Origin of the sequence: Serratia sp. YC16, assembly GCF_009707615.1 — a bacterium.
Taxonomy (GTDB): domain Bacteria; phylum Pseudomonadota; class Gammaproteobacteria; order Enterobacterales; family Enterobacteriaceae; genus Serratia; species Serratia surfactantfaciens.
On the sequence record NZ_WLYN01000001.1, the window covers coordinates 280,929 to 294,820 of the forward strand.

9 protein-coding genes are annotated in these 13,892 nt (G+C 61.0%); 2 read left to right on the plus strand and 7 right to left on the minus strand.

Annotated elements, in window-relative coordinates; translation table 11 throughout:
- Window positions 1-13: 13 nt before the first annotated feature.
- Complete coding sequence (locus GKN89_RS01380; RefSeq protein WP_154746194.1) at window positions 14-931, minus strand: ABC transporter substrate-binding protein; 918 nt, start codon at window positions 929-931, stop codon at window positions 14-16.
- A 149-nt stretch (window positions 932-1,080) separates the two neighbouring features.
- Between GKN89_RS01380 and GKN89_RS01385 the strand changes: the two genes are divergently transcribed.
- The gene (locus GKN89_RS01385; RefSeq protein WP_154746195.1) at window positions 1,081-2,277 is read left to right on the plus strand and encodes an MFS transporter; all 1,197 of its coding nucleotides are present in this window, start codon (window positions 1,081-1,083) and stop codon (window positions 2,275-2,277) included.
- Here GKN89_RS01385 and GKN89_RS01390 read toward each other — a convergent pair.
- The gene (locus GKN89_RS01390) at window positions 2,274-4,367 is read right to left on the minus strand and encodes a bifunctional diguanylate cyclase/phosphodiesterase (protein ID WP_019455329.1); all 2,094 of its coding nucleotides are present in this window, start codon (window positions 4,365-4,367) and stop codon (window positions 2,274-2,276) included. The two genes, GKN89_RS01385 and GKN89_RS01390, sit on opposite strands and share 4 nt — an antisense overlap.
- 908 nt (window positions 4,368-5,275) lie before the next feature.
- Between GKN89_RS01390 and GKN89_RS01395 the strand changes: the two genes are divergently transcribed.
- Window positions 5,276-8,311, plus strand: coding sequence for an autotransporter serine protease (locus GKN89_RS01395; RefSeq protein WP_154746196.1), 3,036 nt, complete (start codon window positions 5,276-5,278; stop codon window positions 8,309-8,311).
- A gap of 148 nt (window positions 8,312-8,459) precedes the next feature.
- On the opposite strand, the gene pqqF is transcribed toward GKN89_RS01395, so the two are convergent.
- Genes pqqF through pqqB form a run of 5 tightly spaced genes read right to left on the minus strand, consistent with a single transcriptional unit; the run spans window position 8,460 to window position 13,864 of the window.
- Window positions 8,460-10,778, minus strand: a complete 2,319-nt coding sequence (gene pqqF / locus GKN89_RS01400; protein ID WP_154746197.1) for a pyrroloquinoline quinone biosynthesis protein PqqF — start codon at window positions 10,776-10,778, stop codon at window positions 8,460-8,462.
- A gap of 2 nt (window positions 10,779-10,780) precedes the next feature.
- Window positions 10,781-11,917 carry a pyrroloquinoline quinone biosynthesis protein PqqE gene (gene pqqE / locus GKN89_RS01405; RefSeq protein ID WP_019455333.1) on the minus strand — a complete coding sequence of 379 codons (1,137 nt, stop codon included), beginning with the start codon at window positions 11,915-11,917 and terminating at the stop codon, window positions 10,781-10,783.
- Window positions 11,910-12,188 carry a pyrroloquinoline quinone biosynthesis peptide chaperone PqqD gene (gene pqqD, locus GKN89_RS01410; protein ID WP_019455334.1) on the minus strand — a complete coding sequence of 93 codons (279 nt, stop codon included), beginning with the start codon at window positions 12,186-12,188 and terminating at the stop codon, window positions 11,910-11,912. Before pqqD ends, pqqE begins: the two co-directional genes overlap by 8 nt.
- Window positions 12,188-12,943, minus strand: a complete 756-nt coding sequence (gene pqqC / locus GKN89_RS01415; RefSeq protein WP_154746198.1) for a pyrroloquinoline-quinone synthase PqqC — start codon at window positions 12,941-12,943, stop codon at window positions 12,188-12,190. The genes pqqD and pqqC overlap by 1 nt, the downstream gene beginning before the upstream one ends.
- A gap of 9 nt (window positions 12,944-12,952) precedes the next feature.
- A complete protein-coding gene (pqqB, locus tag GKN89_RS01420; RefSeq protein ID WP_019455336.1) occupies window positions 12,953-13,864 on the minus strand; it encodes a pyrroloquinoline quinone biosynthesis protein PqqB in 912 nt (303 codons plus the stop codon).
- Between the last annotated feature and the right edge of the window lie 28 nt (window positions 13,865-13,892).

Here is a 13,892-nt window from a genome sequence, read left to right on the forward strand (position 1 = left end):
GCCTGTTGCTCTCTCAATCCCCCAGCCCCGGCGGGTTAATCTGCGAATGGGCGATTTTCTCGTCGCTCTCCGCCCAGCGATCCAATACCTGCAGATAGCTGCCGTTGGCGATGGCGCTGTTGAGCGAAGCCTGCACCGCGTCCACCAGGCCGTTGCCTTTCTTCAGCGTGACGGCGATGTTGGCGGTCTTCGGCCAGCCGCCGGGCACGATGCCCACCAGCCGGGTTTTGCCGGTCAGCCGCGCCTGATAAGCGCCGGAAACGTTGGGCCCGAAGGTGGCGTCGGCGCGGCCGGACTGAATAGCCAGCGTGGAGGCGGCCTTGTCGGTGACATACACCGGCTGCAGCGGCGCGAGCCCCTTGGCGCGGTTCTCTTTGTCCCAGGCCAGCAGCACCGCTTCCTGATTGGTGCCGGAGTCGACGATGATCTTTTTACCGGCGATATCCGGCGCGGTTTTGATCTGGGTGATTTTACTGTCGGATTTGACGTAGAAACCCAGCGTATCCTGCCGATAGGTGGCGAAATCGAATTTGGTCTTGCGTTCGTTGGTCACGGTGATGTTGTAAACCGCGGCGTCATATTTGCCAGAGGCCACCCCCAGCGGCCAGTCTTCCCACGAGGTGGGCACCAGCTTGAGTTTCAACCCCAAACCGTCGGCCACCAGGCGCGCAATGTCCGCCTCGCTGCCAATCACCGTTTTATTGTCGCGAGCGTACAGGCCGAACGGCGGGCCGCTGCCCAGCAGAGAAATGGCGACTGTCAGCGTGCCGGGTTCCACGAACCGGAAGCCGGCGGGGATTTTGGCCACGGCTTCGGCGCTCTTCACCGTGTGGATCGGCGTTTCGTTGGCGACGAGATCCACGCCTGGTGCGGCGGCGGCGGAAAAACTCAGCAGCGCTGCAATCACTATCATCTTTTTGCTATATATCATTATGTTAATTACCTTCATTATTATGGGTGTCACACGGTCGTTGCACTATCTCTAAAGGCGGCAGATCTGTGAACGAACAAAATCAACTAACCAATCTTGGAAAAATCATGAGGCGCCTCTGGCGGCGCTGAATCGATCGAGGATGCACCATGTCATCGCGTTTCGCTACGTTGGGCCGCATACCGCGCGGCGTGTGGGTATTGGGTGGCGTGAGCCTGCTGATGGACGTTTCCTCGGAGATGATCCATAGCCTGTTGCCGCTGTTTATGGCGACGACGCTCGGTGCCAGCGTGATCGTCATCGGGTTGATCGAAGGGCTGGCGGAGGCGACGGCGTTGATCGTCAAGGTGTTCTCCGGCGTGCTCAGCGATTACCTCGGCAAACGCAAGGGGCTGGCGCTGCTGGGCTACGGGCTGGGCGCCATCAGCAAACCGTTTTTCGCCATCGCGTCGTCGTCCGGCATGGTGATGAGCGCGCGCCTGCTGGATCGCGTGGGCAAAGGCATCCGCGGGGCGCCGCGCGATGCCCTGGTGGCCGACGTGACGCCGCCGGAAATTCGCGGCGCGGCTTTCGGGCTGCGCCAGTCGCTGGATACCGTCGGCGCCTTTTTAGGGCCGCTGCTGGCCGTTGGCCTGATGCTGCTGTGGCACAACGATTTTCGCGCCATCTTCTGGGTGGCGGCGATCCCGGCGGCGCTGGCGATTGCGCTGCTGTTTTTCGGCCTGAAAGAGCCGGCCGCCGCGATAACCCACAAGCGCACCAACCCGATTACCCGCGCCAACCTGCGGCTGTTGGGGCGCAGCTATTGGTGGGTGGTGAGCATCGGCGCGATCTTTACGCTGGCGCGTTTCAGTGAAGCGTTCCTGGTGTTGAAGGCGCAGCAGGGCGGCACGCCGCTGGCGTTGATCCCGCTGGTGATGGTCGCCATGAATCTGGTCTACGCCTGTTCGGCCTATCCGTTCGGTAAATTGTCCGACCGCATGAGCCATGAAGGATTGCTGAAAGCCGGGCTGCTGGTGCTGATCGCCGCCGACCTGGTATTGGCGCTGAGCGATCATTGGGCGGGCGTGCTGTTTGGCGTGGCGCTGTGGGGCGTGCACATGGGCATGACGCAGGGACTGTTGGCGGCGATGGTGGCGCACACTGCGCCGGCGCACCTGCGCGGCACCGCGTTCGGCATGTTCAATCTGATCGGCGGCGTGGCATTGCTGCTGGCGAGTCTCGGGGCCGGAACCCTGTGGGAACTGTTCGGTTCCGCGTCCACCTTCTATGCCGGGGCGATCGTCTGCGTGGTAACGCTTATCGGCATGAAGATCGCGCCGCATGACAAACGGCAGGGCGTTTAACGGCCGCCCACGGGCTGCGGCATCCCCTGCAGCAGCGCCGGCACCCGCTGGGGGTCCACCGCACGGCTGAACAGAAAACCCTGGCCGATATGGAAACCGGCTTCGCACAGCGTCTGGCGCTGCTGTTCGGTTTCCACCCCCTCGGCGATGATGTCGATCGACAGCTTTTGACCGAGGATGCCGATGCTTTCCACGATCGCCAGGATCGCCGGTTCGGTGTTCATGCGTTGAACGAAGTCGCAATCCAGCTTAATGCAGTCCAACGGGTAGTCCATGATATGGCTGAAGGAGGAGTGGCCGGTGCCGAAGTCGTCCAACGCGATGCGGATGCCCATTTCCTTGAGCATTTGCAGCGCGCGCAGCACGTATTTCGACCCGTGTTTGTTGAACGCGTGTTCGGTCACTTCCAGTTCGATCAGGTGATGGGGAATATGGAATTTCAGCAGGCGCTGCAGGAAGGTTTCGGCATAATTGTCGCGTAAAAATTCGATCGGCGACACGTTCAGCGAAACCGGCCGCACCGCCACGCCGGCTGCGCGCCAACGGGCGATATCGGCGAACACCTTCAGCTGCATGGCTTCGCTGATTTTGGTCGCCAGCTCGTAGTCGTTGAATGCCTCGCTCACCGTCGCCGGCAACTGCACGCCGTTGATCGGGCAATGCCAGCGCAGCAGCGCTTCGAAGCCGACAATGCTGCCGTCGGTCAGGCAGACCTTCGGCTGATAGTTGGGGCGGATGCAGTTGTCGCGCACGATCTGACGCGCGTAGTTGAGTTGGCTGGCGCGCGCGCTGGCTTTGTCCATCATCTTGCGATCGAACATATAAACGCCGCCGCGGCCGCCGTCCTTCAACTCATACAGCGCGGTATCGGCGCATTTCATCAGCTCTGAAGCGTCGCGGGCGTCTTTGGGATAGATAGCGCCGCCGATGCTCATGCCGCAATGCAGCGTTTTGCCGCCGTGGGTGATCGGCGTCTCCAGCTGCAACAGAAATTTGTTGGCGATGCGAAAAATGTCCTGCTCGTTTTCGACGTCGCTTATCACCACGGCGAATTCGTCGCCGCCGAGACGCGAGACGAACGAGTGGGTATTCATGCAGGCGCTGAGCCTTTTACCCAGCACCCGCAGCAGATGGTCACCTGCCGCGTGGCCCAGTGTGTCGTTCACCAGCTTGAAATGGTCAAGGTCCAACAGCATCAGCCCGAGCGACTTGCCGCCGTGCAGGGCGCGTTTCATCTCTTGCTTCAGTTTTTTCTTGAACAGACGCCGGTTGGGCAGGCCGGTCAATTCGTCATACTCGCTGGCGAGCAACAGACGCTGCTCCATCACGCGCTGCGAGGTTACGTCGCGCGAGACGCACAAGATCTCGGCCACCGCGCCGTGTTCGTCGCTGACCGGGGTGAGAATATTGTCCCAGTGCTGTTTTTTGCCCTGCGGCGTCACGCTCAATCCCGTGAAGCGCGCATTTTTACCCGCTCTGACGCTGCGCAGCGCCTTGCGGCCACGGCGGCGGATTTCGGGCGACAGCAACCCCAGCCAGGACATGCCGAACTCTTTTTGCGCCGGGTCAAGACCGAGCGCCAGGCTGCCGGACCGGTTCATGTGGCGCAGCGTCCCGTCGTTATTGATCACTTTGATACAGTCGAGGCTGGCGTCCAGCATGTCTTGCTGGATGGAGAGCGCCTGAACGTTTTGCTGGCGCTGCAGCATTTGCAGATGAATATCGGTGGCGGCGAGGTACCAGCTGGGCTCTAACGCCATGCCATCCTGGCGGGCATTGAACGCCAGCATGAACCAACGGTAGATGCCGTGGCGATCGCACAGGCGAGCTTCGCCGGCGAACGAGGAGAGGGCGACGATCGCCTGGCGCCATTGCGCGGCCATCCGATCGCGATCGTCGGGATGCAGGGCATCGAGCCAGTCGGCGGCGCCGTGCTCGCCGGCGTTTGCGCCGGTATAGTCGCGCCACTGTTTATTAAAGTAGCCGCCAAGGCGGTTGCCGAAGCAAATCAGACCGGGCAAGTCGTCTACGATTTCGCCATAGAGATCAATCGGATTTTTGTTATTGGTCTGCTTGGGCAACAGGGTCATGCGGTATTTCCTCGGAAAATTACCCATATTCTCGCTCTATAGCAGAGCCTCTTTCAATATAGTTTTGCCAATGAAAATGGGAATAGCCAGCGGGCACGGCTAAAAATCAGCCCGCTAGCATGGAATACATCCCGCGCGAACGCATTAGGAATATTCCTGTTATTTATAAGCAGCCCTTATATTGCGACGAAAAATAAGTGATCCGACCACGATCGGATATTGCCATAAAAATTAATCAATCTTGATGTTTCTATTTGATGAAATGTTCAGGCGTTTTTATGCTCTCCCACCGGCTGTTCTGCCGGCTCTATGCGCCTTCACTGACAAAAATCTCACTTATGGCGGCAATAACCGCCATTTTATGCACTCTCCAGCGGTAGTCGCAGCGCCGTTGGCCGGGGTTTAGCAGAAAAGTCATGATACAAATCAAGAAATGTTTTGTTTCATCTGTTGACACTTTGCTTACGTATAAGATAGCCTCGCGAATGAAAAGCATTAGAAAAACTGGATGATAAAACGAAATGCATCTACAGCCTGATCCCCAGGCCCGGTCCCGATGGCCGGGCCATTCCGGCGCAACGGCGCCGGCAAGCGTACATTCGCCTCCTCTTTAGACGTCTGCGCCATAGGCGCCCGGCGCGGCGACATTCCTTTGTCTGCCAGCGCCATCTGCATCACTCAGCATGTCTGTTCATGCGGCCCGCGTCGGGCCTGCATGCGTTATCTGTCGTTTCACGATCGAGAGAGGTCGCAGGGCGGTTAAAACGTAAGTTTTCTTCTGGGTATAAATAAACATGGAGCGTAAAATGATACTTAATAAAAGATTGAAGTTAGCGTATTGCGTTTTTCTGGGTTGTTATGGCTTATCCATTCATTCTTCTCTTGCCGCTTATCAGGATCCCGGCCGGTTGGGCGTGCCTGACAGTTGGAAAACCGCCGAGTTTAATCGTCAATGGGGGCTTGCGGCGATTTCCGCCGAATATGCCTATGCCAGAGGCTATACCGGTAAAGGCGTCACTATCGGTATTATCGATAATGCCATTCTTTCCCATTCTGAATTCGCCGGTAAACTGACGCGTCTGGATAACGGCAGTTATAATTTCTCATACGATAAACTAGATAATATGTCTTTCGGCGATCACGGCACGCACGTAGCCGGTATTGCCGCGGCTAAAAGAGATGGCGCAGGCATGCACGGCGTCGCTTTCGACGCGGATATTATCGGCACCAAATTGAATGATTACGGTAATCGCAACGGCCGTGAAGAGCTGATTCAGAGCGCGGCGCGCATCATCAGCAACAGCTGGGGGATTGCGCCGGACATTCGGCGAGATGCCAAGGGTGACATCATCTGGTTGCCTAACGGCAGACCGGACTATGTGGCGTTCGTTAAAGGCGATGTGATCGGCGAAATGATGCGCAGCAAGTCCAGCGTGGAATGGGGCAGCCAACAGCCGGTGCCTACCGGTGCGCATAGCTCCATGTCGGCGCTGCTGCGCGCGGCCAGGCACGGTAAGCTGATCGTCTTCTCGGCAGGCAATTACAACAATTACAACATTCCCGAAGCGCAAAAGTCACTGCCTTATGCCTTCCCGGACGTGTTGAACAATTACCTGATCGTGACCAACCTGAGCGACGAAAACAACTTAAGCGTCTCTTCGACCAGCTGCGGTCAAACGGCGAGCTACTGCGTTTCCGCGCCAGGCTCCGATATATACAGCACGGTCGGCCGGTTGGAGTCTAATACCGGCGGCGCCGTTAATCGTGATGCTTACAATAAAGGCGAGCTGTCGGTTAATCAAAATTACGGCTTCAAATCCGGCACCTCAATGGCCGCGCCGCATGTCAGCGGTGTCGCCGCCGTATTGATGCAACGCTTCCCTTATATGAGCGCCGATCAAATATCCGCCGTGATCAAAACTACCGCCACCGATTTAGGCGTGCCCGGTATTGATAATTTGTTCGGCTGGGGGCGCGTCAATTTACGCGATGCGATCAACGGGCCGAAAATGTTTATCACCAAGGAGGATATTCCACAGGAATATTATGTGCCGGGCTCCTATAGCGAAAAACAATTCGTGGTAAATATTCCCGGCCTCGGCAATACCGTTGAATCCGGCACCACGGTTGAGCGCCGCTGCACGTCGCGCGAGTGCGATTTCGATTCGTGGAGCAATGACATCACCGGCCACGGCGGGTTGACCAAAATCGGCGCCGGTACGCTGGAACTGGCGGGGAACAATACCTATCGCGGTGATACCTGGGTGAAACAGGGCGCGCTGGCAATCAACGGCTCGGTGGTATCCAACGTCTATATCGAAAACGGCGGCACGCTGGCCGGCAGCGGCAGCGTGAATGCCTTCCGAGCTGGTCACGGCGGCAGCGTCGCGCCGGGCAACGGCATTGGCACGCTGCACGTGGTGAATGACGCCGTCTTCGATCGCGGTTCGCAGTATAACGTGGAAGTGGCGGACAAAGGCCGCAGCGATAAGATCGCCGCGCGACGCGCTTTCCTCAACGGCGGCAGTGTGAACGTCAGCCTGGAGCGCAGCCAAAACCTGCTGTCGCAGAATGAGGCGCAGAGTCTGCTGGGCAACAAATACACCATCCTGACCACGACGGACGGAGTGACCGGTCGATTTGAAAACGCCAACCCGTCGTACCCGTTCGTGAATGTCGCGCTGGATTATCAGGGCAATGACGTCGGCCTTGGCATCACGCGCACCGCCGCCCGTTTTGACAGCCTGGCCAGCACCGAGAACGAGAAAGCGGTAGCTCGTGCGGTGGAGACGCTCAACGCGACGGAACCGGTCACGACAACGGCCCAGCGCGGCGTGACGATCTCTGCGGCTGAAGCGGCCAACCTGCTGCAAAGCGATGGGGGCGAGGCGCAAGCCGTGAGCGAAGAGGCGAGCATCGTGGCCGGCCATCCGGTCTATGAAAGCTTCCTCGGCTTCACCTCAGCCCGAGATCTGCAGCAGGCGACCCGTCAGCTGTCTGGCCAGATCCACGCGGATATGGCTTCCGCCCAGATCAACGAAAGCCGTTACCTGCGCGATACCGCCACCGAGCGCTTGCGCCAGGCGGAAGGCCGCCGCGTCGCTACCGATATTAAAGCGGATGACAACGGCGCCTGGGCGAAACTGCTGGGCAGCTGGGGGCATGCTTCCGGCAACGACAACGCCACCGGTTACCAGACGTCCACTTACGGCGTGCTGCTGGGGCTGGACAGCGAACTGTTCGACGACGGTCGGTTAGGGGTGATGACCGGGTATACCCGCACCTCGTTGGATGGCGGTTATCAGTCAGACGCACACAGCGACAACTATCATCTGGGGCTGTACGGCGATAAACGCTTCGGCGCAGTGGCGCTGCGGGCGGGGGGCACTTATACCTGGCATCGCATCGACACCTCGCGCTCGGTGAACTATGGCGCGCAGTCGGATCGCGAGAAGGCCAAGTATAACGCGCGCACCGGTCAGCTGTTCATCGAAAGTGGTTACGATTGGACGAGCGATGCGGTCAACCTTGAGCCGTTCGCCAACCTGGCGTACACCCATTACCGTAACGAGGGGATCACCGAGCAAGGCGGGGCGGGAGCGCTGCGCGGCGACAAACAAAGTCAGTCCGCCACCGCTTCGACGCTGGGTCTGCGCGCCGACACCCAGTGGCAAGCCGACAGCGTGGCGATCGCTCTGCGCGGCGAGCTGGGCTGGCAGCACCAGTACGGCAAGCTGGAGCGTAAAACGCAGCTGATGTTCAAACGCACTGATGCGGCGTTCGACGTGAACAGCGTGCCTGTGTCTCGCGATGGTGCGGTCCTGAAAGCGGGCGTGGATGTAGCGGTTAACAAAAACGCCGTCCTGTCCCTTGGCTACGGCGGGCAGCTGTCGTCCAACCACCAGGACAACAGCGTCAACGCCGGTCTGACCTGGCGCTTCTGATCGCAGTTAACATGCTTCGCTTTATTCAGCCCTCATCGTGACGATGGGGGCTTTTTTTGCGTCCAGACGGCGTTGAAACCTTCTTTGGCATGAGGTGGTGCTTTCTGCGCGGCATATTCCCCCCGGCCGGTGTTCGCCGCTGGGTAAATCAATCAGAGGAAAGCAAACGCTGCTGCCAATCGCGCAATTGCGCCAGCGTGAGGGACGTAGCGGCGGCGACCACCTCGCGATGTTCCAGGGCGATTTCCCGGGCGCGCTGCAACGGCTCGGCGCTGAGGCATTGCACACTTTGCCGCAGCGCCTGCTGCGCCTGTTCCAGTTCGTCAGCGCCAAGCTGCGCCAGCTCATGACGCATCTGCAGCAAGAATTCGTCAGTTAACTGCTGCAGCTGTTCAACGGTGAATGTCGGGGATTGCAGCGCAAACAGCAGGCCTTCGACATCGGCGCTGCGGTGAAAGGCGCATTGCACCACGTAACCGATGTTGCGCTCCACGCGCAGCCGCTGAAAATAGCGCGGCGCGTAAAGTTGGGCCAGCACGCGCAGCGCCCAGCGGCCTTCGGCTGCATCGCTCTGCAGCGGGTAAAACCGTAGCAAGGCGTGTTCGGTGCCGCTTTCCGTCAGCGTGACGGGGCGATGAAGCGAAGGGGGCGGCCTCTGCGGCTCGGCGGTCACGGAATAGGGAAAGTCGTACAGCAAATGCGACAGCCGCCGCCGCAACTCGCCATCGCCGCCGATTAAGGCGGCATGCCATTGCGGCGGCGCCGCTGCCGGCCCGCACAACGTCGCCGGCAATTGGGCCAGCAGGCGGCGAATGGCGACGGCGTTTTGTTGTTCCGACTGGGCGAGGCGCAGGTTTCTTTCTGCTCCATCGAGGATGGCCGGCGGCAAGGCCGCCAGCGCGCGGTTCACGACGTTCAGGCCGTGACCGATCAGCGCCTCGCTGCCCGCCAACTGCAGCAACCACAGGCCCTGATGGCGCGTGAAGCTTAAATGCCCCTCCCGATGCGCGAGCTCCGCCGCCCCGGTGCGCAGCGCCGCCTGTAAACCATAGGCTTGCTGCTCGCTGAATGCGCTGGACGGTGAGGGGCGCAGCAGCAACACCGGTTGCGCCGCCTCGGGGTGCAGATGCCGCAGTGGCGCCTGGCCGGCTGGCAAGTTCGGGATCGGCAACGCCGCGGAGGAGGAGAAAAAGCGGAAAGGTTCCGTTGCGGGCGTCAGCGCGGCGCAGGCGAAAGGGGTGAGCGCCAGCGGCAGCCCCTGAATTTCGCGCGTTTCGCCGCCATTATCGGGCCACACGGCTAGCCGGCGACGCGGCGCGCTCATCAGCGCCGAAATATGCCGTGGCCAATCGTCGTTCGGCTCAGTCGGCGGCAGCCCAAACGCTCTGGCGCGCAGTTGTTCGAGCGGCGCCAAACGCTGAAAGTCGCGATTTGCCAGCTGCCCGAAATGTTCGAGCTGCGCCGGCGTCAGCGAACGCAGCGCCTGCAGCCACGCCAACAGGGCGCTTTCGATACGGGCGGCTTCAACGGCTGTCCCCTGATTGACGGTGAAGATAAAACTCAGCAGGGCGCTGTTTTCGCCGCAGCGGGAATAATCCAGCCGCGCGGCGTCGCACCACGCGTGAGCGCGCAGCCGGGCCAACAGCCCGCCAGGGGCTTCATCCTGCAGCAGACGCTCCAGTCGCCGCAGCCAGCCGCGTGAGCGGGGGGCCGGCAGGGAAAAGACCAGCCTCAGCTGCGGCACGCCGGGGAGATGCAGAGCGTAATCCGCCACGGCGGTCAGCGGCGGCGATGGTTGGCGCGGGGCGGCAGCGTCCGGCGGCAAACGGCTGGCGCAGCGCTGCGCCAGCGCATGCAACTGTTCCAGCGATTGCGGGCCTTGCAGCCACAGCGTCATGTTTGGCGCTCGGTAGTACTGACGGTGAAACTGGCGCAGCGCCTGCTGCAGTGCGGAAATATCGCTGCCGAAAGCGGCGCGGCTGCCGATGTGAAAGCGGTGCAACGCGTCAAGGCCGCTGAACATTTGCCGCTGCGCCGCTTCGCAGCGGGTTTCAACATCGGCGCGCAGTAAGCGGTATTCGGCGTCGATAATCTCGATCTCCTGAGCGATCGCCTCCGCCGTCAACTGCGGGGCGGCCAGCATATCGCTCAGCCGAGCCCACCCTTCAGCCAGGTGGTCAGCGCCCACCTCAAAGAAGAATGCGGTTTGCGTGGCCAGGGTCGTGGCGTTTAACCGGCCGCCGACCGACGGCGCCCAGCCCATCAGGCCATCCAGCGCGCTGAAATTCACGCTGCCGCGAAACAGCAGGTGCTCCAGCAGATGCGCCAGGCCCGGCCAGGCGGCCGGCGCCTGAAAGCTGCCCGCTTCAATGCGCACCAGCGCGGCGGCGGCCTCGGCGGCAGGGGTGCTTATCGCCTTGACGGCCAAACCGTTGGCGAGCTGCCACGAGGCAGCGGCGAGTGTCATGGTCAGCCCTTGAAGATCAAACGGGAGTTGGTCTGATTACGAAAACGCAGCTGATCGATACCGACCTGCGAGCGATTCGCCGCTTCACGCGCCGCCAGGATGGTGCCATGGTGCGGCGATTTGCCGCACACCGGATCGGCGTTGTCGGCGTTGCCCGTCAACATGAACGCCTGGCAGCGGCAACCGCCGTAGTCCTTCTCTTTCTCCGAACAGGAGCGGCAGGGCTCCGGCATCCAGTCATAGCCGCGATAGCGGTTAAAGCCGAACGAGTGGTACCAGATATGCTGCAGATCGTGCTCCAGCACCGACGGGAATGCGATCGGCAGCTGACGGGCGCTGTGACAGGGTAACGCCATGCCTTCCGGCGTCACGCTCATGAAGATCGCCCCCCAGCCGCCCATGCAACCTTTGGGACGCTCCTCGTAATAATCCGGCGTGACGAACAGCAGGTTAGCCAGCTTACCGTCGGCGGCCATGCGTTCGCGATAGCGTTTCACCACCGCTTCAGCGTCGGCGATCTGCTCGCGGGTCGGCAACAGGCCCTCGCGATTCAGATGCGCCCAGCCGTAGAACTGGCAGGTCGCCAGCTCGACGTCGTCGGCATCCAGCTGGATCGCCAGTTCGATAATGCGATCGATCTGGCCGATGTTATGGCGATGCAACACGAAGTTGAGCACCATCGGGTAGCCGAGCGCCTTGACCGCCCTGGCCATTGCCAGCTTTTGCTGGAACGCCTTGGCGGAGCCCGCCAGCGCGGCGTTCAGCGTTTCGTCGCTGGCCTGAAAACTGATCTGGATATGGTCCAGACCGGCGTCGGCGAAGGTTTGCAGTTTCTTCTCGGTCAGGCCGATGCCGGAGGTGATCAGGTTGGTGTAGAAGCCGAGATCGCGCGCGGCGGCGATAAGTTCAGGCAGGTCTTTACGCACCAACGGCTCGCCGCCGGAGAAACCGAGTTGTACGCTGCCCATCGCCCGCGCCTGGCGAAACACCGCGATCCATTGTTCGGTCGTCAGCTCTTTTTCCTGTGCGGCAAAATCGAGCGGGTTGGAGCAGTAAGGACACTGCAGCGGGCAGCGATAGGTGAGCTCCGCCAGCAGCCAGAGCGGCGGATTGACCGTCGGCGCGCGTGGCTCAGTCACGGAAGGTCACCCATTTTTGTTCGTAGGCGCGCTGGAAAAACTCCAGCACGTCATCCGCCAACCCCTCGGCGCCGGGGAAGCGGGCGTTCAACTGCGCGATGATGCCGTTCAGCGTGGTGTGGCCGTCGACCAGCTGTAAAATGGCGGCGGCGCTGTCGTTCAGTTTGGCCATGCCCTCCGGATAGAGGATCACGTGGCTATTTTGCACCTGCTCCCATTGCAGGCGGTAGCCGCGGCGGAAGACCGGGGTGTGTTCAGGATTCGGCGTCATTACACCAGCCTCTGGTTGTGCCATACCCGCGCGGCGGTCACGCTGTGGTAAGGCGGGCGGTTCAGGGTATAGGCCATGCTCATGGCGTCCAGCATGCTCCATAAAATATCCAGCTTGAACTGCAGGATTTCCAACATGCGCTGCTGCTTTTCGACGGTATCGCAATAGTCCAGCGCCAGCGCCAGACCGTGTTCCACATCGCGATTGGCCTGGCCGAGGCGGCTGCGGAAATAGTCGTAGCCGGCGGCGTCGATCCACGGGTAGTGCTGCGGCCAGCTGTCGAGGCGCGACTGGTGGATCTGCGGCGCGAACAGTTCGGTCAGCGAGCTGCAGGCCGCTTCTTGCCAGCAGGCGCGGCGCGCAAAATTGACGTAGGCATCCACCGCAAAGCGCACGCCCGGCAGCACCAGCTGTTCAGAAAGCAGGGCGTCGCGCTGCAGCCCGACGGCCTCGCCCAGACGCAGCCAGGCTTCGATGCCGCCTTCGCTGCCGCCGTAGCCGTCGTGATCCAGGATGCGCTGCACCCATTTACGGCGGGTTTCCGGCTGCGGACAGTTGGTCATGATCGCCGCATCCTTGATCGGAATGCTGGTCTGGTAGTAGAAGCGGTTGGCCACCCAGCCCTGGATCTGCTCGCGGGTCGCTTCGCCGTTGTGCATCGCGATGTGGTACGGGTGGTGAATGTGGTAATAAGCGCCTTTGGCGCGCAGCGCCGCTTCAAATTCCTGCGGAGTCAGTGGGAGTGGTTGCGTCATGGCGATTCCCTACAGTTCGATGTTCATGCCGTCCCAGCTCACTTCGATGCCGGCGGCGGTCAGACTTTGCCGCTCTGCCGAGTCTTCATTGAGGATCGGGTTGGTATTGTTAATGTGGATCAGGATCTTGCGTTTGGCGGGCAAGGCGCTGAGCAGGGCCGCCAGCCCGTGCTCTTCCGCTAGCGCCAGGTGCCCCATATCCTTGCCGGTGTTGCGCCCCACGCCGGCGTTGGCCAGCTCATTGTCGCGCCACAGCGTGCCGTCGATCAGCAGGCAGTCGGCGCGGCGCAGCCAGGGCATCAGTGCTTCGTCCGGTTCACCGAGGCCCGGCGCATACAGCAGGCCGACCCCGCGCGCGATATCTTCGATGAACAACGCCACATTGTGGCCCGGCAGCGGGCGATCGCGGTACGGCGAATAGGGCGGTGCGTTGCTGAGCAATGGAATGGCGGTAAAGCGTACGTTCGGGCAGACCGCCGTGTGGAACGGTTCACCGGGCGTTACCGGGTGGTGAATCAACCCGCCGTTCCAGTGGGAGAGCATGGGAAACACCGGGAAGCCGGTGCTGAGATCGTCATGCACTTCAGGCGTGCACCAGACGTGGTGCGGGCACCCCTCACGCAAATTGAGCAAGCCCGCGCTGTGATCGATCTGGCTGTCGGTCAGCACGATCGCGCCGATACCGGTGCCGCGCAGCACGTCGGGATTGTTCAATTCGGGCGAAGCCAGCAGTTGATGGCAAATGTCCGGGGAAACGTTGCACAGCACCCAGTTTTTACCGTCATCGCTGACGGCGATGGAGGACTGCGTGCGGCGCGTGGCGGTGATGCTGTGGTCACGAACGCCGCGGCAGTTGTCGCAGTTGCAATTCCACTGGGGAAAGCCGCCGCCCGCCGCCGAGCCGAGAACTTTTATCTGCATGTCTAAACCAGAAGAAAAGGGAAAGAAA

Coding starts and splice junctions, on each gene's coding strand:
- GKN89_RS01380 (WP_154746194.1), bottom strand. CDS start 931: ATGATATATAGCAAAAAGATGATAGTGATTGCAGCGCTGCTGAGTTTT.
- GKN89_RS01385 (WP_154746195.1), top strand. CDS start 1,081: ATGTCATCGCGTTTCGCTACGTTGGGCCGCATACCGCGCGGCGTGTGG.
- GKN89_RS01390 (WP_019455329.1), bottom strand. CDS start 4,367: ATGACCCTGTTGCCCAAGCAGACCAATAACAAAAATCCGATTGATCTC.
- pqqF (WP_154746197.1), bottom strand. CDS start 10,778: ATGACACTCGCCGCTGCCTCGTGGCAGCTCGCCAACGGTTTGGCCGTC.
- pqqD (WP_019455334.1), bottom strand. CDS start 12,188: ATGACGCCGAATCCTGAACACACCCCGGTCTTCCGCCGCGGCTACCGC.
- pqqC (WP_154746198.1), bottom strand. CDS start 12,943: ATGACGCAACCACTCCCACTGACTCCGCAGGAATTTGAAGCGGCGCTG.
- pqqB (WP_019455336.1), bottom strand. CDS start 13,864: ATGCAGATAAAAGTTCTCGGCTCGGCGGCGGGCGGCGGCTTTCCCCAG.